Below are 20959 nucleotides of genomic sequence, written 5' to 3'. Positions count from 1 at the left end.
GACGCATCCGGCATGGAGAAGGTCGCTCTCATCACCGGGTGTTCGTCGGGCATCGGCGCGGCGACCGCCCGGTCGCTGCTCGCCGAGGAGTGGACGGTCGTCGCCACTGCACGGGACACCGACGACCTCGCGGCGCTCGCCGACGAGGGCTGTGAGACCGCCGAGCTCGACGTCACGAAGCCCGCGCAGTGCCGGAACGTCGTCGACGACGTGGTCGAGGAGCACGGCCGGCTGGACTGTCTCGTGAACAACGCGGGCTACGCCCAACTCGGGCCGTTGGAGGACGTGCCGACGCGCGAACTCCACCGGCAGTTCGACGTGAACGTCTACGGCCCGCACCGCCTGATTCGCGCCGCGCTCCCGCACATGCGCGAGCGCGAGGACGGCACCATCGTCAACGTCTCCAGCGTCTCCGGGCGCGTGGCGACGCCGGGGATGGGCGCGTACAACGGCTCGAAGTTCGCGCTCGAAGGGATGAGCGACGCGCTCCGCGCGGAGGTCGCGCCCTACGACGTCGACGTCGCCGTCGTCGAACCCGGTCCCGTCGAGACGAAGTTCTCGGAGCGCGCCGAGGCAGAAATCGAGGGACTGGACCGTAGTGGCGCCTACGAGAAGCTCTACTCCTTCTTCGAGGACGCCAGCGCGGTCAACGGCGTCGGCGCGGTCCCACCCGAGAAAGTCGCGCAAGTCATCACGGAGGCCGCGGTCAGCCCCGACCCGAAGTCCCGGTACCCCGTCGGGACGCCGGGCCGGGTCGGCGTGCTCGCGCGCTTCCTCCCGGACCGCTGGCTGGACGCCGGCTACCGGCTGCTCCAGCGGTTCTCGTAGCTACTCGTCGAGGCAGGCGGCGACGACCCGGAGCGGGCGCTCGCCCCGCACTTCGTCGGCGAGCAGCGGAACGCGCGCCACGTCGTAGTTTCTGAACAGCTCTTGGGCGTCCGCGAGCGCGGCCTGCTGGACGTCCCAGCGGCGCGCGCAGAACTCGCAGTCCTCGTGGTTCGGCGCGACGAACGCGTCCCCGGGGACGTCGGCGGCGTCTGCCAGCGGCTCCATCACGCGGTTGACGACGACCGTCCCCACCGGAACGCCGAACTCGTCGAGGCGGTCGGTGAGCCGCTGGGCTTCCAGCACGCTCATCTCCTCGGGCACGAGCACGACGCGGAACTCCGTGCGCGCCGGGTCCGTAAGCACGTCTCGGAGCCGCTCGACGCGCTCCTCGACGGCGTCGAGGTTGCCGAGGCCCGCCTGCTCGTCCTCGTCGTCGCCGCCGAACATTCCGGTGAGGCCGTCCATCATCCCGCCGAAGCGGTCGCGCAGCTGCATCATGCGGCCGACCATCGAGTCCAGCACCTCGGGGAGTTCCAGCAGTCGGAGCGTGTGGCCCGTCGGCGCGGTGTCGACGACGACGCGGTCGAAGCGCTCGTCGTCCATGTATTCGAGGAGGAGCTGAACCGCGGCGGCCTCGTCGGCGCCCGGCATCATCGCGCCGTCGCCGCCGGCGCCGCCCGCGCCACCGAGTAGTTGGTCGAGGCCGCCCGCGAATCCGCCGTCCTGCCCGAACATCCCGGCCTGCTGGAGCGCGTCGTCGGGGTCGATTTCGACCGCCCACAGCGGGCTGTCCTCGCGCATCTTCGCGGGCCGGCTCGGCACGTCGAACTCCAGGGTGTCCGACAGCGAGTGCGCGGGGTCCGTCGAGACCACGAGCGTCGCGGTGCCGTCGTTGGCGCTCGCGAGCGCGGTCGCCGCCGCCATCGTCGTCTTCCCGACGCCGCCCTTCCCGCCGTACAGCACGTACTCGGCGGTGTCGCTGACTACCCCGGGGTCGAGGGAGTCGACCGCCTCGACCTCGATTTCGTCCATACGCACAGTCGGCGACCCAGCGGGGTCAATCCGTCGGTCGCGGTCCTCGCGGGCGGCGCACCGAACGTCTTGGCCGGAGCAGTTTTCCGCGCTGGGCGTGTCACTATCACGCATGGAGGGCGTGCTGAACGAGCGCACGGCAACCGTACACAAGAAGGGGGTGGAGAACCCCTACAGCCGGACGAAGTGTGGCGCGACCAACGACGTGGGCCACGACGACATCCGGACGGTCGCCGTCGAGCGCGCCGTTGACGACTTCGACGCCTGCCGCTGCGGGCGGTGTTTCTCGGACGCGGGCGGGTACTAGCGGTCCGCGAAGTAGGCCGCGAGCCGGTCGGCCGCCTCCTCGACGCGCGGCGTGACGAGCGCGAACCGCAGCCACTCCTCGCGCGCGCTCCCGAACCCCGAACCGGGCATCCCCGCGACGCCCGCCTCGTCGATGAGCTCGAACGTGTTCTCCAGCGTGCCGGGGAAGTCGGGGAAGCGCGCGAGCACGTAGAACGCGCCGTCGGGCTCGGTGTATTCCGCGCCCGCGTCGTCCAGCGCCGACGTGAACGTGTCCACGCGCTCCCGGAGGGTGTCCCGGGTCCGCTCGTAGTAGTCGGGGTCGGTCTCGCGGAGCGCGTGCAGGACGGCGGCCTGCGCGGGCCGCGAGGTCGCCACGTTCGTCAGCATGTGCCGGGACTTCATCGCGTCGACGTGACGCTCGGGCGCGATGCAGTACCCCACCCGGAACCCCGTGATGGCGAGCGACTTCGAGAACGCGTTCACGACGACGCGGTGCTCGGAGTCGAACTCCAGGGCGGACGTGAATCGCCCGGAGTAGTCGAAGTGGTCGTACACCTCGTCGCTGACCAGAATCGCGTCGTACTCTTCGGCGACGGCGACGAGTTCGCGCATCGTCTCCTCACCGTACACCGCGCCCGTGGGGTTGTTCGGCGTCGTCGCCACGATACAGGCGGTGTCCTCGCTGGCGGCGGCGCGCACGTCCGCGGGGTCGAGGCTGCCGTCTGCGGCCGTCTCGACGAACACCTGCTCGCCGCCGAGCATGTCCGTCTTCCCCGGGTAGTAGGGGTAGACCGGGTCGGTCATCACGACCTCGTCGCCGGCGCCGCGTTCGAGCGCGCGCCCCATCGCGAGGTAGTTCGCCTCGCCCGCGCCGTTCGTGACGACGACCTGCTCGACGGGGACCTGCCGGCGCGCCGCGATTTCCTCGCGGAGCTCGCGGAGCCCCTCGCTGGGCGGGTACTGGAACTGCCGGCCGCCCGTGTCGGCGTACTCGTGGAGGCCCTCGGCGACCGCGGGCGGCGACCCCCAGTCGGGGTTCCCCGAGACCATGTCGATGACGTCGCGGTCGGCGTGCGCCGCGTACTCCATCACCCGGAAGAACAGCGGCTCCTCGTACTCCATACGCCAGCGTCTCCGTCGCGCCACGTGGCTCTTTCGCCCGCGGAAACCCGGCATCTGTTGCCGGGACTGTGCGGTTGATTCGACGGCCGCCCGACAGTTCGGCCGTGACCGACTACGCCGAGCGCGTCCGCGCGTACTACGACGCCGTGGACGCCGACCGCATCGACGACCTGCTCGACCTGTTCGCCGACGACGTCGTCTACGACCGACCCGGCCAGCCGCCAATCGAGGGCAAGGCCGAGCTCGAAGCGTTCTACCGCGAGGGCCGCCCGCTCGAAGACGGTAGCCACACCGTCCACGACGTACTCGTAGACGGGTCGCGCGCGGCCGTCCGCGGGACGTTCTCGGGCGTCCAAGACGGAGAAGACGTCGAGTTCGGGTTCGCGGACGTTCACGTCTTCGAGGACGGCCGCATCGCCGAGCGGTACACGTACACCGACCGCGACACCGTCTGACGCCACCACCTTCTTGCTCGGTCGTTCGGTACCCGGAGGTATGCGCGAGTACGCCGCCGACCCGCCGATAGAGGAGGAACTCAACGACGTGCTCCCCGAGGCCGGCCACACCGTCGCGACCGCCGAATCCTGCACGGGGGGTCTCATCGGGTCGCTGTTGACGGACGTCTCCGGCTCCAGCGACTACTTCGACCGGTCGCTGGTGACGTACACGTACGACGCCAAACTCGACACTGGCGTCTCCCGGGAGGCGCTGGACGAACACGGCGCGGTCAGCGAGCCCGTCGCCCGGCAGATGGCGCAGGCCACTCGGGACGCGGCCGACACGACGTGGGGCGTCTCCACGACCGGCATCGCCGGCCCGACCGGCGGCAGCGAGGCCAAGCCCGTCGGCACCGTCTACATCGGCGTCGCGTACGCTGGCGAGTGGGGCACGCAGTCCAGCTACGCGACCGTCGAGCGCCGGGAGTTCGACGGCTCCCGCACCGAAATCAAAGAGCAGATTGCGCGGCGCGCGCTCCGCAAGCTCCGCGAGGAAGTCCGAGCGGTGCAGGAGTAGCGGCCGCGTGCCGAAACGGTGACGTGCCCGCGTGCTCTCGCCCCGAGTAATGAACAAGGGCGACCACATCCTCAACGGCATCCTGCTCGCCATCGGGCTGGGCTACGTGCTCTACCCCTCGGGCGGCGTCGAGACGATACGCACCATCGCCGCCGTCCTCATCCCCGTGGTGCTGGGTGCGCTGTTCCCGGACGTCGACACCGACTTCGGGAAGCACCGCAAGACCCTCCACAACATCCCCGTGCTGGCGCTGCTGTACGTCTTCCCGATGTACTTCGGGAACCTCCAGTACGTCTGGATCGGCGTCGCCACCCACTACGTCCTCGACGTCGTCGGGAGCAAGCGCGGCATCGCGCTGTTCTACCCGCTGTCGGACCAAGAGTACGGGCTGCCGGTCGGCGTGACCACGGTCTCGAAGTACGCCACCACCGTCACCGTCCTCATCACGCTCATCGAGCTCGCGGCCATCGCGGTCGTCGTCCACGTCGCCCCGCAGTACGTCCCAACGGACGCCGTCAGCAGCCTGTTCTAGTAGACGGCGACGTCGTCGAACTCGCCGCCGTACGCGATGTGGCGCGGGTGCGTGGGCTCCATACCCGAGAGGAGGAGGCGGTCGACTTTCTCCCACGTGTTCTCGTACGCGAGATGGGCCTTCTCCGCGAGTTCGCGCGCCCGGAACCGGGGGTTGCGCTGGTGGTAGGTGCAGCGCGGGACGCCGGACTTGAGGGCGTCCACGAGGTCCGCCTCCGACTGGATGTCGGCGTCGAACTCCGTCCACACGCCGCCGACGGTCTCGGGGCGGTGCGCGTACGAGGACGCGAACCCGGGGATGTCGTAAGCGTCGGCGAGCGCGCTCGCGCGGTCGTCGTCCCACGGGAAGTGCTTGGGGTTGTACGTCTCCACGGCGTCCACGTCCTCGCGGAACCGCTCGACGTCGGCGGCCGTCAGGCTCACCGTGAGGAACTCCGGGTGCGGCGCGAGGACGGCGGCGCCCTGCTCGCGGAACGCCGCGAACGCGCCGTCCAGCGTCACGAAGTCCGGTACCGGGTCGTCGAGGCCGACCGCGAGCACGTGCTTGCGGTCGCGCCACGACCCCGTGAACACCTCGCGACCGGGCACCACCAACAGCTCGTTGTCGGAGAACTCCGCGGCGCGCTCGCGGGCGTCGGGCAGCCGCGTGAAGTGCGGGGCGTACACCAGCACGTCGACGCCGGCGGCCTTCGCTCGGCGCACCACGTCGTCGTCGAGTACCTTCGCGTGGAGGTCGACCCGTGTCGTCGGCACGTCCCCGAGTTCGCGAGCCGAGGTTTAGCGGCTTACGGTTCCGGCGGATAAACTCCGCGCGGACTGTCGAACGTTCGCGGCCGTTTATGCCCGTGGCGCTCCAACGGCCGGTATGAGTCTGAACCTGCTCTCCGAGGACGTGGTTCCCGAGCACGCGGTCGACGTCAAGCACGAGGCCCGCGAGTTCGCCGAGGAGCACATCGCGCCGAACGCCGAGGAGTTCTACCGAACCGGCGAGTACCCGTGGGAGATTCTGGAGGCCGGGATGGACGCCGGGCTCGTCGCCCAGGACATCGGCGAGGAGTACGGCGGCCGCGGCCTCGACCTCGAACAGATGCTGGCCATCGCCGAGGAGTTCTACCGCGCGGACGCCGGCATCGCGCTGACGCTCCAGCTCGCGAGCTTCGGCGCGGAGATGCTCGAAGAGTACGGCAACGACGACCAGAAAGAGCGGTACCTCCGCCCGGTCGCGGCCAACGACCAGATTACGGGGCTGGCTGTCTCCGAGCCCGACGTCGGGTCGGACCTCGCCGGGATGCACACGACCGCCGACAAGGACGGCGACGAGTACGTGCTCAACGGCGAGAAGTACTGGATCGGCAACGGCGTCGAAGCCGACTGGGTGACGGTGTACGCCAAGACCGGCGACACCGGCGACCGCTACATGGACTACTCGCTTTTCATCGTGCCGACGGACGCCGACGGCTACGTCGCCGAGCACATCCCCGAGAAGATGGGGATGCGCGCGTCCAAGCAGGCCCACATCGTCTTCGACGACTGCCGGATTCCCGAGGAGAACCTCATCGGCAGCGAGGGAGCCGGGTTCATGATGCTCGCGGACTTCTTCAACCACGGCCGCGTCGTCGTCGGCGGGCACGGCCTCGGCCTCGCCGCCGCGGCGCTCGAAGAGGCGTGGGACTTCGTGCACGAGCGCGAGGAGTTCGGCCGCCACGTCGCGGACTTCCAGGCCGTCCAGCACGGCCTCGCGGACATGCGACTGGAGTTCGAGGCCGCGCGCGCGCTGAACTACCGCGCCGCCCGCAAGGTCGAGGAGTACGACAACCCCGGCCTGTGGGCGGCGATGGCGAAGACGAAGTCCACGGAGGTCGCCGTCGACAACGCCGAGCAGGGGATGCAGTTCCACGGCGGGCGCTCGATTCTCACCGACCGCCGCATCGCCCGCGTCTACCGCGACGCCCGCATCCCGGTCATCTACGAGGGCGCCAACGAGATTCAGCGGAATCTGATTTACCGGCAGTCTGGCGAGCAGTAGCGAGACAGACGCCGGAAATCGGAGATTTCCGGAAGTCCGGCGAACAGCAGTGAGCCACCCACGGAACGTCGTCGGCACTTCGCTGCCGAACACCGAACGGCCGCGATAGCGCTCGAAGAGCCCGTATCAGGCCCCGGTTGTCAAGTGGTATCAACTGCCTGAACCGCGTCTCGCGTCCGAGAATTTGTCTGACAGAGCAGTGACGAACGGCTGACTCGTCGGGTTCAGTGGTCGAAAAGGCGACACAAGGTTTATCTGCGCGCTCAGGTTACAGAGGCGTATGTCTGCGTGGGAGTGCGCGATTGTCGGATGTGGGTCGACGTTCGGGAGCGTCGAGGCGCTGTTGGCCCATCAGGTCGCGGACCACGACGCCCACGAGTGCGAAATCTGCGGGGAGACGGTCCCCGAGGGCTTCTTCGCCATCAAGCACGGGCTCCGCGAGCACACGCGCGCCGAGTACGTCCGGTTCTACGACGGCGACGCCGAGGCCATCCGCGAGCGCGAGCGCGTGCTCGACGACGTCGCCGACGCGCTCGACCCCGCGGTGCTCGAAGACCTCCTGAGCGACGAACCCATCGACGTCGCCGAGGCCACCGACGCCGCGCACGCCACCACGAGCTAGCTTCTCGCCGCGTTCGTAAGCGATTTGCCGCGCCTCCGTGACGTCCAGCCATGCGACTCGCACGACTCCGGACCGACGACGGCCTCGTCGAGGGCGAGTACCGCGACGGCGTCGTCGCCACCGAGGACGCCGAGTACGTCGTCGGCGAGGACGGCACGCTCGCGCCGCCCTGCGACCCGTCGGCGCTGTACTGCGTCGGCCGCAACTACGCGGAGACGCTCGACCAGATGGACTACGAGCGGCCCGAGCAGCCCGACTTCTTCATCAAACCGCCGGTCTCCGTGGTCGGCCACGGCGACGACGTGCCGTACCCGACGTTCACCGACGAACTGACGTACGCGGGCGAACTCGCGGCCGTCGTCGGCGAGCGCTGTCACCGCGTAGACGAGGCCGACGTGCCGGACGTGCTGCGGGGGTTCACCATCATGAACGACCTCGACGCGCTCGACCAGCCGGGCCGCACCGCCCGGAAAGCTTTCGACGGCTCCGGGCCGCTCGGCCCGTGGATAGAGACCGACCTCGACCCCACGAGCATCGACATGCACACCGACGTCGCGGGCGAGCGCCGGCAGGAAGCCAACACCGAACTGATGCTGTTCGACCCCTACGAGGTCGTCTCGTTCCTCTCCGAGCGGTTCACCTTCCAATCCGGTGACGTCGTCGCGTTCGGCAGCCCCGCGAACCCCGGGCTCGTCGAACCCGGCGACACCGTCGAAATCACCTACGAGGGCGTCGGCACACTCGAAAACACGATTGTCGAACCGGACGGCGAGAACTGAGTCGGAGCGCGCGTTCTTCCGAATACGCTCGCGGCTACGCCGTTCGAACTTCCGAGAAGCGGTTTAGCGCTCTTCGGAGTCGAGCACGCGAATCTGGTCGCCCCGCACCGTCACGGGAATCGGGACGGTCGCCTCGTACAGCTCGACGGTGACCTGGTCTTTGCTCTCGTCGATGCGCTGGACCTGCGCCTTCTCGCCCTTGAACGGACCGGCGATGAGTTCGACGATGTCGCCCTCCGCGATGCCCTCGACGTCGGGCTTCGGGGAGAGGAAGTGTTCGACCTCGCTGATGCCGGACTCGCCGGGGACGAGGCTGCGCGCGTGCGGAATCTCCTCCATCACGCGCTCGATGATGTTGTGGTCGTCTGCTTCGACCATCACGTAGCTGGTGAGCGCGTCCGGCGCCAGCACCGCGTGAATCTCGTCGGCCTCGCGGTTGGCGATCATGCTGGCGACGGTCTGCTCCTGGCTCGCGGTGGTCTTGACGGCGTACACGCCCATCTTATATCACCGACGTGACGCCTTCCATCACCAGGAAGATGACGAAGCCCAGCAGTCCGACCAGCAGGATGCCGGCGCCAGCGATTTTCGAAATCTGGGAGAACTCCTCCCACGACGGCGTGCTCGCCAGCCGGAGCACGCGCGTATACGCGGAAAGCTCTAGGGGAACGTCCATACACGTGTTGAGTCGGCGAGCGCTCTTTTATCTATTGATGCCGAGCGAGGCCGGCGGCCCGCTCGTTTATCCGTTCGGCCGGCGTACTGTCGGCTCGTATGCCCGAAGAAGTCCTGTTCGAGTCCGAGAGTGACCGCAGCCGCGAGGAAATCGCCACCTACCTCCGCACTATCGCCGACAACCTCGAATCCGGCAAGGGAATCACGCTGAAAGCGGGCGGCGACGAGGTCACGCTCGACCCGCCGAGCCGCCCGACGTTCGAGGTCAAAGCCGAACGCGAGGGGGCGACCGACGGCCCGAAGGAACTGAGCGTCGAGTTCGAACTCGAGTGGCCCGAGGACGGCGACGCAGCCAGCGAGAGCGGCGAACTCGAAATCGAGTAGAGAGCAGTCGCGGCAGGACGTCGGCATCAGCGCGCGTAGCGCGCTGTTCACCGCCGGAGCGGGGCGGAGCCCCGCGACGGCGGGTCTTTTTAGCGTAGCTTTTTGCGCCAAGTGGTGCCCGCAGCGACCAGCGGGAGCGAGGACACCCGAGGCGGAAAAAGGTACTATTCGACGTAGTCGATGTCGTCGATTTCGCTGTCGCCGCCGTCCGGCTCCGGTTCGGGTTCGGGGGCGTCGTTGCGGCCGTAAATCTGCGGGGAGTCGACACCGGTGACGACGACCATGGTGCGCATCTCGCCTTCGATGTCCTCGTCGACGCTGGTCCCCCAGATGATGCGGGCGTCGGGGTCGATGCGGTCGTAGAGCTGTTCGACGACGCCCTCGGCCTCCTCGATGCTCATGTCGGGGCCGCCGGTCACGTTGACGAGCGCGGAGTTCGCGGAGGAGATGTCGACGTCGAGCAGCGGGGAGCGCAGCGCGGACTTGACGGAGTCGGCGGCCTTGGCGTCGGAGTCGGCTTCGCCGAGGCCGATCATGGCGACGCCGCCCTTCTCCATGACAGTCCGAACGTCGGCGAAGTCGAGGTTGACGAGGCCGGGCTTGGTGATGAGTTCCGTGATGCCCTTCACGGAGCGCATGAGGACTTCGTCCGAGACCTTGAACGCCTCGCGGACGGGGAGCTTGCCGACCGAGTCGAGGAGGCGGTCGTTGGGGACGACGATGACGGTGTCGGCGACGTCGCGGAGTCGTTCGAGGCCGGCTTCGGCGTTCGTGCGCCGGACTTCGCCTTCGGCGGTGAACGGCGTGGTGACGATGGCGATGGTGAGCGCGCCGGCTTCGCGGGCGGCCTTCGCGACGACGGGCGCGGATCCGGTGCCGGTGCCGCCGCCGAGGCCGGCGGTGACGAACACCATGTCAGAGCCCTCGATGGAGTCCCGAATCTCGTCCTGGGATTCGAGCGCCGCTTCCTCGCCGACCTGCGGGAGCGAGCCGGCGCCCCGGCCCTGGGTCTTCTGCTGGCCCATGAGAATTTTGGTGTCGGCTTCGATTTCGACGAGGTGCTGGACGTCGGTGTTCGCGGCGACCAGCGACGCGCCGTGGATGCCCTCCTCGAACATGCGGTCGATGGTGTTCGAGCCGGCGCCGCCACAGCCCACGACGGTGATGCTCGTCTGGAGTTCCTGGAGGACGTCCTCGAGTTCGTCGTCGGTCATCTCCCCGGTTGGAACGCTGGCGGACGCGCCCTCGGCTGGGGTACCGCCGCCCTCCGAAGCCGAGTCCTCCTCGGCTTCGTCGATGGCGTCCTGCACAATCGAGTCCATTGTTGCGTAACGGGTAGCGTGTGAGGCTTAATTACCTTTCCCCTCGGCGTCGGACGGGCGTCGCACGCGCTCACGCGTCCGCTCGCGGAAGCCGACCGAAACGGTGGTGGTCTCGGTGCGGGTGACGTCGGCCGGCCGGATTTCCGCGCCGTCGATGTCCACCGGTTCACCTCCCGCGAGCTTCCCGAACTTCGGACCTTCGGGAACGCCGAGTTCGCTGGCGGCGGCGGGGTCGAACGCCTCCCGCGTCGCGGTCAGCGTGGCGTCCTCGCGGGTCACGTCGTAGTCGCGCTCCAGAATGTCTGCGACCCGAGCGAGGAACGCGTCGTAGGCGTCGTCGTCCGCGAACGCGGCGGGGCCGGCGAGCCGGTTGCCGTTCTCGTCGGTGGCGTAGGCGAGCGCGGTCTCGGCGGCCGCGCCGACGGCCGCCTCGGGGTCGGTCGCGTGGACGGCGTCGAGCAGGTCGGCGGGCAGGTCCACGACCGCGTAGCCGCCCTCGTAGCCCGTCGCTGGCTCGCCGAACCGAAGGCCGTCGTCGACCGTGCCAACGCGTTCTTCGACGCTGTCCACGAGGTCGAGGGGAACCCCGTCGGTCTCGCGGACCCACGTCTCGCTGACGACGCGGTACCCCAGTTCCGAGACGACGCGCTCGACGCCGGGCTTGTCGCCGTCCACGACGGCGTGCTCAGCGCCGCTCGCCTCGAACATTCGCTCGACGACGTCGCGGTGGGCCTCGGGGTCGCCGAGGTCGTCGAGACACCAGTCGGCGGCGACGTGGCCGACGCCCCAGTCGGTCTCCCTGACGATGCGCGTGGGGCGGGGCGCGTAGTGGCCGCCGCCGAACGCGACGAGCGCGCGCTCGGAGCGCGCGTCGACGCCGCGGAGGTCGAGGACGGCTTCCGCGACTGCTCTCGCGCCCTCGGGGTCGTCCCACTGCGACTCGTCGCTGCCGAGCTCCACGAACATCGACGGCACGCTGGTCTCGGTGGGACCGTGGTGCGTGCACTCCATCCCGACCTCGTAGCCGTCCGGCGCGTGCTCGCGGAGCGCGTCCACGACCTCGCGGTGGGCGTTCGGGCAGGCGGCCGCGAGCGCGCGGTCCTCGCCGCCGTACTCCGCGTCGCCGAAGTTCCCGGTGTGGTGGGCGGTCAGCAGCGCGCCGGTGTCGCCGGCGTGTCGCGAGACGACCACCACGTAGTCGGGGTCGTCGAACGCCGTCGCCGGGTCGTCGAGGTCGATGTGGAGGTCGTCGAACTCCCGCAGTTCGAAGCCGTCCGCGCGGTAGACGCCCGCGCCGGTCTGCTCGAAGTCGCCGGCCTCCAGCAGCTGCTCGCCGATGTGTTCGGACGCGCTGTCGGCCCGGCTCACGACGATTCCAATCACGGCACGCCGTAGGAGGCGGCCCGTAAAACGACTGCCGTTCCCCGAGGAACTGGCCGGCGGCCGCTACGAGAACGCCGAGCGAGCGCCGTCCGCGGTGACCCGCAGGAGCCGCGCGACGGACTCGCGGCGCTTCACGAGCAGGACGGCGGCGAGCGCGAGGTAGACGGCGGTGTACGCGTAGAGGACGAGGATGCTGAGCTCGGTCGCCCGGGGCTCGGCGACCAGCCGGATGATGCCGAACTCCACGAACACCTGCGTGAGGAACAACACCAGCAGCGTGACGCCCTCCCAGACGGCGATGTTGAGGTTCGCGAGGATGGCGATGGCGAAGAGGCTCTGGGCGGCGGTAATCCAGATTTCGGCGGCCTGCTTCTCGTCGAAGGGGAGCGTGGCGACGCCGCCGTACGCGATGCTGTAGACGACCGCGAGCGTCCCGATGAGCAGCGTCCACTGGTTGAGCTTCGAGGAGATGAGCGCGTTGAACCCGGCCGTCGAGCGCGCCTTGTTCACGAGGTAGACGACGACGATGAGCTCGGGCGCCTCGGAGGCCAGCGGCGCGACCCACTGAATCATGAAGAACGGCGGGATGCCGGCGTTCTCCCCGAGCACTTCGAGGCCGTGCGCGAACGGGTGGACGGCGGTGTAGATGACCGCGCCGGAGAACGCGAACAGCGCGAGGACGGTGGCGACGCGGGCGGGCCGCCGGAACTGCTGGAGGTACGCGGGGACGCCGACGTGTTCGGTGTCGTGGGAGACGTCGCCGCGGATGATGATGGCGATGTACGTCGCGAACAGGCCCACGAGCACGACCGTGTCCACGATGTCGATGCCGCCGCGGAGCGGCACGAGGAAGGCGTAGGCGGTCGCGGCGAGCAGGAACGTGATTTCGGTTGCGATGGCGGGGTCGAGGTTGACGACGCTGCGGAGGCCGCCGCGCTGCTCGACCGCGGCGTCCTTCGAGGAGCGGGCCTTGTAGACGGTGAACAGCGCGACGCCCGACCACCCGAGCCCGATGAGGATGCGGTTCGCGCCGGTCATGTTCGCGACCGCGAGGTTCGCGGCTTCGATGCCGCGCGCGGTCCCGGCGTTCGCGCCGGCGGTCCACGCGTACAGCGCGTCGACGGCGTACTCGGGGGCGACCGCCAGCACCGCCAGCACCGCGATGGCGAACGCGGGCGGGACGTCCTTCTCGGCGGTCTCGGCGCCCCACGCCAACAGGAACGCCGCCCCGAGGACGGCGACACCGCTGACCGCGACGGTCGTCGGTTCGCCGAACCCGTACGCGTCGGGGCCGCCGGTGAGGAAGACGCCGACCCACGGCGCGGTCAGCAGCGTCGCGAGCGCCAGCGCGGTCAGTGGGTGTTGCAGGCGCTCTCGTAGCATACCAGTACTGTCCGCGAAGCGCTCCCTAACGCTTGTGGTTGGGCTACGGCAGCAGGAAGTAGACGAAGCCGACGTAGCCGGCCAGCAGGCCCGCGCCCTCGACGCGCGTGATGCGGTCGCCGAACGCCATGACGGCGAGCGCGACGACGGTGAACGCCAACATCACGGGGAACTCGTAGCCGATGGTGGACCCGGACACCGTGATGGGGACGAGGACGGCGACGACGCCGATGACCGCGAGCACGTTGTAGATGTTCGACCCGACGACGTTCCCGATGGAGAACCCGGATTCTCCGCGAATCGCGCTCACGAGCGACGTCGCCAGCTCGGGGACGGAGGTGCCGAACGCGATGATGGTGAGGCCGATGAAGAGGTCGCCGAAGCCCCACGCCTCGAGGACGCCCTTGCCGCCGACGATGAGCGCGCGGGAGCCGGCCAGCAGCAGGACGATGGCGCCGGCGAGCGTGACGTACTCGCGGACGCCCGCGGTCGTGGTCTCCTCGTCCATCTCGACCTCCTCCGGGAGCGCGACGTCCTCTGCCTGCTGGGACTTGTAGTAGAGGTAGCCGGTGAAGCCGGCCAGCAGCGCGAGGAGGACGACGCCGTCGAACGCGGCGATGCTGCCGTCGAGCCCGAGGACGACGAGCGCGACGGCGGCCGTGAACATGAACGGGCCGTGCTGGTAGAGCGTCTTGTCGTCGACTTCCATCGGGCGGACGAGCGCGGACGCGCCGAGGACGAGGCCGATGTTGGCGATGTTCGACCCGACGATGTTGCCGAGCGCGATGCTGTCGGAGGCGGTCAGCGCGCCCGTCGCGGAGACGAACAGCTCGGGCGCCGTGGTGGCGAACGCGACGATGGTGACGCCCACCGTCGCCGCCTTCACGCCGTGGGAGAGCGCGAGCGCGGACGCCGCGGCGACGAGGAACTCGGCGCCGACGTAGAGCAGCAGGATGCCGACGAGCAGTATCGCGCCGTCGACGAGGAGTGTGCCGGCCATACGCCGGGAAACTGGCTCGCGGGCAAAAACGGTTCGGAGTGAGCATCAGTTATAAACGACGCGTGAGTGCGTGGAGGCGTGCAAGTATTCGGACTCGTCGGGAATCCGGTCGAGCACTCGCTGTCGCCGCCGATGCACGAGGCCGCCTACGACGAACTCGGCATCGACGCCCGGTACGTCACCTTCGAGCCGGCGCGCGAGGACATCGCGGCCGCCGTCGAGGGCGCGGACGCGCTCGGCGTCGCTGGCCTGAACGTCACCATCCCGTTCAAGCAGGCAGTCCTCGACGCCGTTGAGCCGGACGACCTCGCGGCCCGCATCGGCGCGGTCAACACCATCGACTTCTCCGGGGACACAGTCACCGGCCACAACACGGACGCGGAGGGCGTGCGCCGCTCGTTCGCCCACCACGGCGTCGAACTGGACGGCCGCGACGCGGTCGTCGTGGGTGCGGGCGGCGCGGGCCGCGCGGCGGCGTTCGCGCTCGCCGACGCGGGAGCCTCCGTCAGCATCGCCAACCGAACCGTCGAGACGGCGGAACTGCTGGCCGAGGACGTCGGGGCGGCCGCGTCAGCGCACGGTCTCGACGCGCTCCCCAAACTGCTCGCGGACGCCGACGTACTCGTGAACGCGACGAGCGTCGGGATGGAGGAGGACGAGTCGCCCGTTCCGGCGGACGCGCTCCACGCCGACCTCGCAGTGCTGGACGCGGTGTACGCGCCGCTGGAGACGCGGCTGCTCCGGGACGCCGACGCCGCGGGAGCGACCACGATAGACGGCGCGTGGATGCTCCTCTTCCAGGGCGTCGCGGCGTTCGAACTGTGGACGGGTCGAGACGCGCCGATAGCCGCGATGAACGACGCACTGCGCGCGCAACTCTGACTGACGGGCACGGCTTTAAGTGCAGTCGGGGGATATAGCCAGCCAATGGGACTGCTCTCGACACTCAAATCGCTGCTCGGGATGGAGGAGGAGAGCCGCTCCGCCGGGAGCGGCGTCGACGTCACCGTCGAACACGAGCCGGAGGCGGAGTCCGAGCGGGCGGTCAAGGAATCCGACGCAGTACGCGAAACCGACACTGAGGCCGAACCCGAGGCCGACGCGGACGGCGTCGACGAGCCGGTCGCGACGGAGACGGACGCCGCCGCCTCCACAGAGTCGCTGGTGGACGAGGAACACACCGACGACCCGACGCGGGCCGCCGAACCCGCGGAAGCCGCCAGCGCGGGCGACGAGGAAGCGCCCGAGACGGTCGAGGGCGAGCCGGTCACCGTCCTGAAGGGCATCGGCCCGGCGTACGCCGACCGCCTCGAAGACGCGGGCATCGAGACCGTCGCGGACCTCGCGGCGGCCGACCCGGAGGACCTCGCCGAGCGCGTGGACCTCTCCGCGAAGCGCGTCGGCCGCTGGGTGGACGCCGCCCAGGACCACGACTGATGGCCGCAGCCGCCCCGGCCGGCGCCGACACGTGTACTCGCACGTAGACGGCGAGCTCGTGGCTGCCGAGGACGCCACCGTGAGCGTCCGCGACCGCGGGTTCCAGTACGGCGACGCCGCTGTCGAGACGCTGCGCGCGTACGGCGGCCAGGTGTTCGCGTGGGCCGCCCACGCCAAGCGCCTGCAGGCGACCTGCGACGCGCTCGGCATCGACCACGGGCTCTCCGAGCGCGACCTCCGCGGCCGCGTCCACGCCACGCTCGCCGCCAACGACCTCACGGACGCGCGCGTCCGCCTCACTGTCTCCCGCGGCACCCACTCCGGGTCGTTGACGCCCGACGGCGACGCGGACCCGACGGTCGTCGTCGTCACCGACCCCCTGCCGCGGGGCGGCGTGGACGGCGAACGCGTCTGGAGCGAGCCCGCGACCGCCGCGACCGCCGCCGTCGAGCGCGTCGCCGACGACGCGCTCCCCTCGGTCGCGAAGACCCACAACTACCTCAACGGGATTCTCGCGCGCATCGACGCCGGCGACGCCGACGAAGCCGTCCTCCTCGACGCCGACGGCCGCGTCACCGGCGGCGCCGCGAGCAACGTCTTCTTCGTCGACGACGGCACCCTCCACACGCCCAGCCTCGACCTCCCGGTCAACCCCGGCATCACGCGCTGGGCGGTCCTCGAACTCGCCGACGACCTCGGCGTCCCGGTGGAGGAAGGCCACTACCGGCCCCGAGACCTGCGGAGCGCCGACGAGGTGTTCCTCACGAACACCACGTGGGAGGTCCGACCCGTCGCCGCCTACGACGACACCACCTACACCACGTGCAAGGTCGGCGCGCGCCTCGCTCGCGCGCTCGCCGAAGAAGTCGAAGCGCGGCACTACTAACGCACTTTTTGCGCTGCGGGCGCGCTCCGCGCGCCCTCGGCAAAACCTGCACTAAAAGCACTCCTCCTTCGGTTCGTTCGCTACGCTCACTCCCCTCAGTCCTCGCGCCCGAGCGCTCACTGCTCACGGCTCGCTTCGCTCGCTGCTCGCACGTTCCGAGGCGCTTCGCGCCTCGCGTCGTTCGCGCTCGGTGAACCGCGAGCGCCGTATGGCGCTCGCGGATGCTCGTGAGTGAACAGCCGCAGATTCCGGTACGCTCAAAGCCGCCGAACCGATAGCCGGGGCCAATGGGAGACGAGCGAATCGCCGCGGTCGAGGAGGTGCCGGCCGACGGGACGCTACTGTACACGGTCGCCGACGGCGGCGACGAGCGCGAGGCCATCCTGTTGAAGGTCTCGGACGGCTCGGTCACGTCGTTCCTGAACTACTGCATGCACTGGACGGACGTGAAACTCGACACGGGCGACGGCGCGCCCGTGCGGAACGGCGACGTGGTCTGCCGGAAGCACGCCGCGACCTTCGAGAAGGACTCGGGGGTCTGCACGCACGGTCCCTGCGAGGGCGCGCAACTGGACCCCGTCTCGGTCGAGACCCGTGACGGCGACGTCTACCTCGCGGACGACGACTACGAGTTCGTGCGGACGGGCGTCGACGACGGCGACCCCGCGGACCTCTCGACGGACCCCGGCGCGCGCCTCGGCTTCTAGACGGCCTCGACGACGAACGCGGGCTCCTCGACGTTCTCGTGTTTGCACTCGGGGCACCGCGACGGCACGTTCACGGGGTCGTCGAAGCCGTCGAACCCGCACTCGCGGCACTCCGGGGGCTTCACGAGCAGTTCCTCGTCGGTCCCCTCTAGGGACTTCGAGAGGTGGCGGACGTGCGTCAGCACCGTGCCGCGGGAGACGCCGAACTCCTCTGCGAGGGCGCTGGGCGTGTCGGGGCGCTCGCGGAGCGTGTCGAGGATGCGTTCGCGGGTGGTCTGGTCGTCCATGCCCGCAAGTGGACACCTGGATGAAAAAGGACTTATCGGACGCACGGCACCGTCGGGGTATGAAAGCCGTCGTCCTCGCCGGCGGGTACGCGACCCGGTTGTGGCCCATCACGAAACACCGACCGAAGATGTTCCTCCCCGTCGGGGACTCGACAGTCATCGACGAAATCTTCGCCGACCTCGAAGCCGACGACCGCATCGAGGAGGTGTTCGTCTCCACGAACGAGCGCTTCGCGGAGGACTTCCGCGAGTACCTCGCCGACAGCGACTTCGAGAAGCCGACGCTGACCGTCGAAGACACCTCCGAGGAGGACGAGAAGTTCGGCGTCGTCGGCGCGCTCGCCCAGCTGGTCGACCGCGAGAACGTCGACGACGACCTCGTGGTGGTCGCCGGGGATAACCTCATCAGCTTCGACATCGCCGAGTTCGTTGACTTCTTCGAGGCGAAGGCGACGCCCGCGCTGGCCGCCTACGACGTCGGCAGCCTCGAACGAGCGAAGTCCTACGGGCTCGTGGACCTCGACGGCGACGAAGTCGTGGACTTCCAGGAGAAGCCCGAACACCCCAAGAGCACGCTCGTCTCCATCGCGTGCTACGCGTTCCCGCGGGAGACACTGCCCGACCTCGACCGGTACCTCGACGAGGGCGAGAACCCCGACGAGCCCGGCTGGTTCCTCCAGTGGCTGCAGGCCCGCCAGTCCGTCCACGCGTTCACCTTCGAGGGCGCGTGGTTCGACATCGGCACGCCGGAGTCGTATCTGGACGCCGTGCGCTGGAAGCTCGACGGCGAGAACCTCGTCAGCGACGACGCCGTCGTCGAGAACACCACCATCGGCGAGAACGTCCACGTGATGGGCGACGCCGAACTCCGCAACTCCAGCGTGGACAACTCCGTCATCTTCCCGGACGCGACCCTGCACGACTGCGACGTCCGCGACTCCATCATCGACGAGCAGACCCACCTCGAAGACATCGACTTCGCGGGCGCGCTCATCGGCGCGCACACCACGATTTCGAACGGCGAGTGAGTCGCCGTGCGGTTCCCACCAACGATTCACCGTCGGAGTGGGGCGGAGCCCCACGGAGACGGGTCTTTTGTTAGCAGACGGACTTGGCGTTCACACCCATCGATTCCAGCGCCTCGACGTACTCCTCGTAGGCGACGTTCACGACCTCGATAGCGGCGGTTCGCGCGCGCTCGACGTCCGATTCGTCCGCTGCTGCGTCCGCGAGCAGGGAGATTGCAGTCTCGGTGTCCGCGTCGGTGTCGGCACGCAGCTCCCGAAACAGGTCCGCGCGCGCCTCGTCGGCGCTGTTCACGAAGTAACTCACGAACTGCGCGAGCGTGCGCTCCGCGACGAGGCCGCGGCCGACGACGCCGCCCGCACGCTCGACGGTGTCGTCGAGGTCGCAGAGGTAGTCGTGGACGTCGCCGGATTCGGCAGCCACGTCGTCGCCGAGTTCCGCGGCGACGCGCTCGTAGTGGTCGCGCTCGCGCTCCGCGAACGCGGCGAACGTCTCGGCGGCGGAGCCGGTCGCGTCCGCCGCCCACTCGGCGAACACGTCGGCCGCGGCGGCCTCGCTAGCGGCGGCCGCGCGCAACACCGTCTCGTCGTCGAGGGTCGCGTCCGTGAGCGCGACGAGGCGCTTCGAGGAGCCGAGGCGGTCCAGTTCCGTCTCCGCCGCGGCCGCGACGTCGTCGCGGAAGTCGTCGGTCATGCCTCCGAGTTCGCGCGCCGTCCACGTGAGCTTTTGGCACGCGAGGGCGTACGTCCGCTCGTGACTTCGCCAGCCATCACGCCGCGCGACCTCTACGACCGCATCCGGAGCGGGGACGTCTCCGTGCTGGACGTCCGCAACCGCGACGAGTTCGACGCGTGGCACGTCGACGGGCCGGGTGTGACCGCCGCTCACGTCCCCTACATGCAGTTCGTCTCCGCGCAGGTCTCCGGCGACCCCGCCGCCCTCGTCCCCGACGAACTGGACGAACCCATCGTCGCCGTCTGCGGGGTCGGCGAGGCCAGCGACGAGGTCGCGGCGATGCTCCGCGAGGCGGGCGTGGACGCCGTGAACCTCGCCGGCGGGATGGACGCGTGGGGCGACCTCGTGGTCGCGCACGACCTCGGCGGCGTCGTCCAGTACGAGCGCCCGTCGTCGGGCTGTCTCTCCTACCTGCTCGCGGACGGCGACGAGGCGGCGGTCGTGGACCCGCTGGCGGCCGCGAGCGAGCGGTACGCCGAAGACGCCGCCGACCGCGGTCTCAACCTCCGCTGGGCCGTGGACACGCACGTCCACGCCGACCACTTCTCCGGCGTCCGTGCGCTCGCCGCGGAGACGGACGCCGAGCCCGTGCTGCCGGCGGGCGCGACCGAGCGCGGCCTCGACTACGACGCGACCCTGCTCGCGGACGGCGACGCGCTCTCGATTGGGGGGCGTGACCTCGTGGCGCGGCACGCGCCCGGCCACACCACCGAACTCGTCGTCTTCGAGTGGGGCGACGCGGTGCTCACCGCCGACTGCCTGTTCCTCGACGGCGTGGGCCGCCCGGACCTCGAAGACGCCGACCGCGCCCGCGAACTCGCGGGCCGGCAGTACGACACGCTCCACGACCTGATTTTCGCGTATCCGGAGGACACGCACGTGCTTCCCGGGCACGTCGAGGCGACGACGCCGCTCGCGGACGACGGGTTCGCTCGCGACCTCGGCGCGGTTCGGGAGTCGCTCGCCGTCGCGGACCTGTCGCGCGAGGCGTTCGTGGACGCGCTCACGACGGACCTGCCGCCGCGGCCGGCGAACTACGAGGCAATCGTCGCGACGAACCTCGGACGGCGGGAGATAGACGAGGGGACGCTAGAACTGGAGCGCGGGCCGAACAACTGCGCGGTGTCCTCGACGTGAGTCAGTCGTCGTCGGCCGCGGGAGCCGCCGCCGCGGCGTCGTCTTCGATGCTCGGCGGGTACTTCCCGCGGTCGAGCTTGAGGTCGGACTGCGGGCGCGCCATGCACGTCAGCGCGTAGTTCTCGGCTTCCTCCTCGGTGAGCCCGCGGGCGGCGGGCTGGGTGACGTCGCCGGCCTCGATTTTCGCGGAGCAGGCCAGACACATCCCGACGCGGCAGGAGTACTCCTGGGCGATGCCTTCCTCGAGGCACGCCGACAGAATCGTCTCCTTGTCGGAGACCTGAATCTCCTCGCCGGTCCCGACGAACTCGACGGTGTACTCGGTCATGGCTGGCGCTACCACGAGAGCGGGTAA

27 protein-coding genes are annotated in these 20959 nt (G+C 69.6%); 15 read left to right on the top strand and 12 right to left on the bottom strand.

What is annotated here, in order from left to right; genetic code table 11:
- Positions 1–12 precede the first annotated feature (12 nt).
- A complete protein-coding gene (locus tag ABSL23_RS08125) occupies positions 13–828 on the top strand; it encodes an SDR family oxidoreductase (protein WP_353635323.1) in 816 nt (271 codons plus the stop codon).
- Here the strand turns inward: ABSL23_RS08125 and ABSL23_RS08120 are convergent, their stop codons facing one another.
- Complete coding sequence (locus ABSL23_RS08120; protein ID WP_059056118.1) at positions 829–1860, bottom strand: TRC40/GET3/ArsA family transport-energizing ATPase; 1032 nt, start codon at positions 1858–1860, stop codon at positions 829–831. It lies immediately after the preceding gene.
- A gap of 112 nt (positions 1861–1972) precedes the next feature.
- Here ABSL23_RS08120 and ABSL23_RS08115 point away from each other — a divergent pair, with 112 nt between their 5' ends.
- On the top strand, positions 1973–2167 hold the full coding sequence (locus tag ABSL23_RS08115; RefSeq protein ID WP_059056116.1) for a hypothetical protein: 195 nt from the start codon (positions 1973–1975) through the stop codon (positions 2165–2167).
- Here the strand turns inward: ABSL23_RS08115 and ABSL23_RS08110 are convergent.
- The gene (locus ABSL23_RS08110; protein ID WP_353635322.1) at positions 2164–3270 is read right to left on the bottom strand and encodes a pyridoxal phosphate-dependent aminotransferase; all 1107 of its coding nucleotides are present in this window, start codon (positions 3268–3270) and stop codon (positions 2164–2166) included. The genes ABSL23_RS08115 and ABSL23_RS08110 overlap by 4 nt on opposite strands.
- Positions 3271–3374: 104 nt before the next feature.
- On the opposite strand from ABSL23_RS08110, the gene ABSL23_RS08105 reads away from it, so the two are divergent.
- Genes ABSL23_RS08105 through ABSL23_RS08095 form a run of 3 tightly spaced genes read left to right on the top strand, consistent with a single transcriptional unit; the run spans position 3375 to position 4816 of the window.
- Positions 3375–3725, top strand: a complete 351-nt coding sequence (locus ABSL23_RS08105; protein ID WP_353635321.1) for a nuclear transport factor 2 family protein — start codon at positions 3375–3377, stop codon at positions 3723–3725.
- A 40-nt stretch (positions 3726–3765) separates the two neighbouring features.
- On the top strand, positions 3766–4284 hold the full coding sequence (locus ABSL23_RS08100) for a CinA family protein (RefSeq protein WP_059056110.1): 519 nt from the start codon (positions 3766–3768) through the stop codon (positions 4282–4284).
- A gap of 49 nt (positions 4285–4333) precedes the next feature.
- Positions 4334–4816: a metal-dependent hydrolase gene (locus ABSL23_RS08095; RefSeq protein WP_059056108.1), complete on the top strand. Its 483-nt coding sequence runs from the start codon at positions 4334–4336 to the stop codon at positions 4814–4816.
- On the opposite strand, the gene ABSL23_RS08090 is transcribed toward ABSL23_RS08095, so the two are convergent.
- Positions 4813–5568 (bottom strand): PHP-associated domain-containing protein, encoded by a 756-nt coding sequence (locus ABSL23_RS08090; protein ID WP_353635320.1) that lies wholly within the window; start codon positions 5566–5568, stop codon positions 4813–4815. The two genes, ABSL23_RS08095 and ABSL23_RS08090, sit on opposite strands and share 4 nt — an antisense overlap.
- Positions 5569–5686: 118 nt before the next feature.
- Between ABSL23_RS08090 and ABSL23_RS08085 the strand changes: the two genes are divergently transcribed.
- The 3 genes from ABSL23_RS08085 to ABSL23_RS08075 all read left to right on the top strand — a co-directional run bounded on the left by ABSL23_RS08085 (position 5687) and on the right by ABSL23_RS08075 (position 8242).
- Positions 5687–6841: an acyl-CoA dehydrogenase family protein gene (locus ABSL23_RS08085; protein WP_353635365.1), complete on the top strand. Its 1155-nt coding sequence runs from the start codon at positions 5687–5689 to the stop codon at positions 6839–6841.
- Positions 6842–7121: 280 nt separating this feature from the next.
- Positions 7122–7463: a hypothetical protein gene (locus ABSL23_RS08080; protein WP_059056105.1), complete on the top strand. Its 342-nt coding sequence runs from the start codon at positions 7122–7124 to the stop codon at positions 7461–7463.
- A 50-nt stretch (positions 7464–7513) separates the two neighbouring features.
- Entirely contained in the window at positions 7514–8242 is a 729-nt protein-coding gene (locus ABSL23_RS08075; RefSeq protein ID WP_353635319.1) for a fumarylacetoacetate hydrolase family protein, read from the top strand.
- Positions 8243–8305: 63 nt separating this feature from the next.
- On the opposite strand, the gene ABSL23_RS08070 is transcribed toward ABSL23_RS08075, so the two are convergent.
- Together ABSL23_RS08070 and ABSL23_RS08065 are read right to left on the bottom strand one after the other, a co-directional pair.
- Positions 8306–8743, bottom strand: a complete 438-nt coding sequence (locus tag ABSL23_RS08070) for a transcription elongation factor Spt5 (protein ID WP_058981570.1) — start codon at positions 8741–8743, stop codon at positions 8306–8308.
- A 1-nt stretch (position 8744) separates the two neighbouring features.
- Positions 8745–8918 carry a protein translocase SEC61 complex subunit gamma gene (locus ABSL23_RS08065; RefSeq protein WP_059056101.1) on the bottom strand — a complete coding sequence of 58 codons (174 nt, stop codon included), beginning with the start codon at positions 8916–8918 and terminating at the stop codon, positions 8745–8747.
- A 98-nt stretch (positions 8919–9016) separates the two neighbouring features.
- Between ABSL23_RS08065 and ABSL23_RS08060 the strand changes: the two genes are divergently transcribed.
- Positions 9017–9301 carry an amphi-Trp domain-containing protein gene (locus ABSL23_RS08060; RefSeq protein ID WP_353635318.1) on the top strand — a complete coding sequence of 95 codons (285 nt, stop codon included), beginning with the start codon at positions 9017–9019 and terminating at the stop codon, positions 9299–9301.
- A gap of 164 nt (positions 9302–9465) precedes the next feature.
- Here the strand turns inward: ABSL23_RS08060 and ftsZ are convergent, their stop codons facing one another.
- The 4 genes from ftsZ to ABSL23_RS08040 form a co-directional block, all read right to left on the bottom strand.
- Positions 9466–10623 (bottom strand): cell division protein FtsZ, encoded by a 1158-nt coding sequence (gene ftsZ, locus ABSL23_RS08055; protein WP_059056098.1) that lies wholly within the window; start codon positions 10621–10623, stop codon positions 9466–9468.
- 27 nt (positions 10624–10650) lie between these two features.
- Positions 10651–12006, bottom strand: a complete 1356-nt coding sequence (locus ABSL23_RS08050; protein ID WP_353635317.1) for a D-aminoacyl-tRNA deacylase — start codon at positions 12004–12006, stop codon at positions 10651–10653.
- A gap of 63 nt (positions 12007–12069) precedes the next feature.
- Positions 12070–13389 carry a sodium:calcium antiporter gene (locus tag ABSL23_RS08045; protein ID WP_059056094.1) on the bottom strand — a complete coding sequence of 440 codons (1320 nt, stop codon included), beginning with the start codon at positions 13387–13389 and terminating at the stop codon, positions 12070–12072.
- Between the two features lie 43 nt (positions 13390–13432).
- The gene (locus ABSL23_RS08040; RefSeq protein ID WP_353635316.1) at positions 13433–14389 is read right to left on the bottom strand and encodes a calcium/sodium antiporter; all 957 of its coding nucleotides are present in this window, start codon (positions 14387–14389) and stop codon (positions 13433–13435) included.
- Between the two features lie 78 nt (positions 14390–14467).
- Between ABSL23_RS08040 and ABSL23_RS08035 the strand changes: the two genes are divergently transcribed.
- The 4 genes from ABSL23_RS08035 (at position 14468) to ABSL23_RS08020 (ending at position 17419) form a co-directional block, all read left to right on the top strand.
- On the top strand, positions 14468–15271 hold the full coding sequence (locus ABSL23_RS08035; protein ID WP_353635315.1) for a shikimate dehydrogenase: 804 nt from the start codon (positions 14468–14470) through the stop codon (positions 15269–15271).
- A gap of 45 nt (positions 15272–15316) precedes the next feature.
- A complete protein-coding gene (locus tag ABSL23_RS08030; protein WP_353635314.1) occupies positions 15317–15826 on the top strand; it encodes a DUF4332 domain-containing protein in 510 nt (169 codons plus the stop codon).
- A 31-nt stretch (positions 15827–15857) separates the two neighbouring features.
- Positions 15858–16712 carry an aminodeoxychorismate lyase gene (locus ABSL23_RS08025; RefSeq protein WP_353635313.1) on the top strand — a complete coding sequence of 285 codons (855 nt, stop codon included), beginning with the start codon at positions 15858–15860 and terminating at the stop codon, positions 16710–16712.
- Positions 16713–16999: 287 nt separating this feature from the next.
- Complete coding sequence (locus tag ABSL23_RS08020; protein ID WP_353635312.1) at positions 17000–17419, top strand: Rieske 2Fe-2S domain-containing protein; 420 nt, start codon at positions 17000–17002, stop codon at positions 17417–17419.
- Here the strand turns inward: ABSL23_RS08020 and ABSL23_RS08015 are convergent.
- Entirely contained in the window at positions 17416–17706 is a 291-nt protein-coding gene (locus tag ABSL23_RS08015; RefSeq protein WP_353635311.1) for a helix-turn-helix domain-containing protein, read from the bottom strand. The genes ABSL23_RS08020 and ABSL23_RS08015 overlap by 4 nt on opposite strands.
- Before the next feature lie 59 nt (positions 17707–17765).
- On the opposite strand from ABSL23_RS08015, the gene ABSL23_RS08010 reads away from it, so the two are divergent.
- On the top strand, positions 17766–18734 hold the full coding sequence (locus tag ABSL23_RS08010; RefSeq protein ID WP_353635310.1) for an NDP-sugar synthase: 969 nt from the start codon (positions 17766–17768) through the stop codon (positions 18732–18734).
- A 70-nt stretch (positions 18735–18804) separates the two neighbouring features.
- Here the strand turns inward: ABSL23_RS08010 and ABSL23_RS08005 are convergent, their stop codons facing one another.
- Positions 18805–19425: a rubrerythrin family protein gene (locus tag ABSL23_RS08005; protein ID WP_353635309.1), complete on the bottom strand. Its 621-nt coding sequence runs from the start codon at positions 19423–19425 to the stop codon at positions 18805–18807.
- A 60-nt stretch (positions 19426–19485) separates the two neighbouring features.
- On the opposite strand from ABSL23_RS08005, the gene ABSL23_RS08000 reads away from it, so the two are divergent.
- Complete coding sequence (locus ABSL23_RS08000; protein WP_353635308.1) at positions 19486–20604, top strand: MBL fold metallo-hydrolase; 1119 nt, start codon at positions 19486–19488, stop codon at positions 20602–20604.
- Between the two features lies 1 nt (position 20605).
- On the opposite strand, the gene ABSL23_RS07995 is transcribed toward ABSL23_RS08000, so the two are convergent.
- Entirely contained in the window at positions 20606–20932 is a 327-nt protein-coding gene (locus tag ABSL23_RS07995) for a 2Fe-2S iron-sulfur cluster binding domain-containing protein (protein ID WP_059056073.1), read from the bottom strand.
- Between the last annotated feature and the right edge of the window lie 27 nt (positions 20933–20959).

The sequence above is a fragment of the Halobacterium sp. NMX12-1 genome, assembly GCF_040435975.1.
Taxonomy (GTDB): Archaea; Halobacteriota; Halobacteria; order Halobacteriales; family Halobacteriaceae; genus Halobacterium; species Halobacterium hubeiense.
Note: the sequence above shows the minus strand (reverse complement) of the source record. Positions and strands in the feature narration are given on the sequence as shown.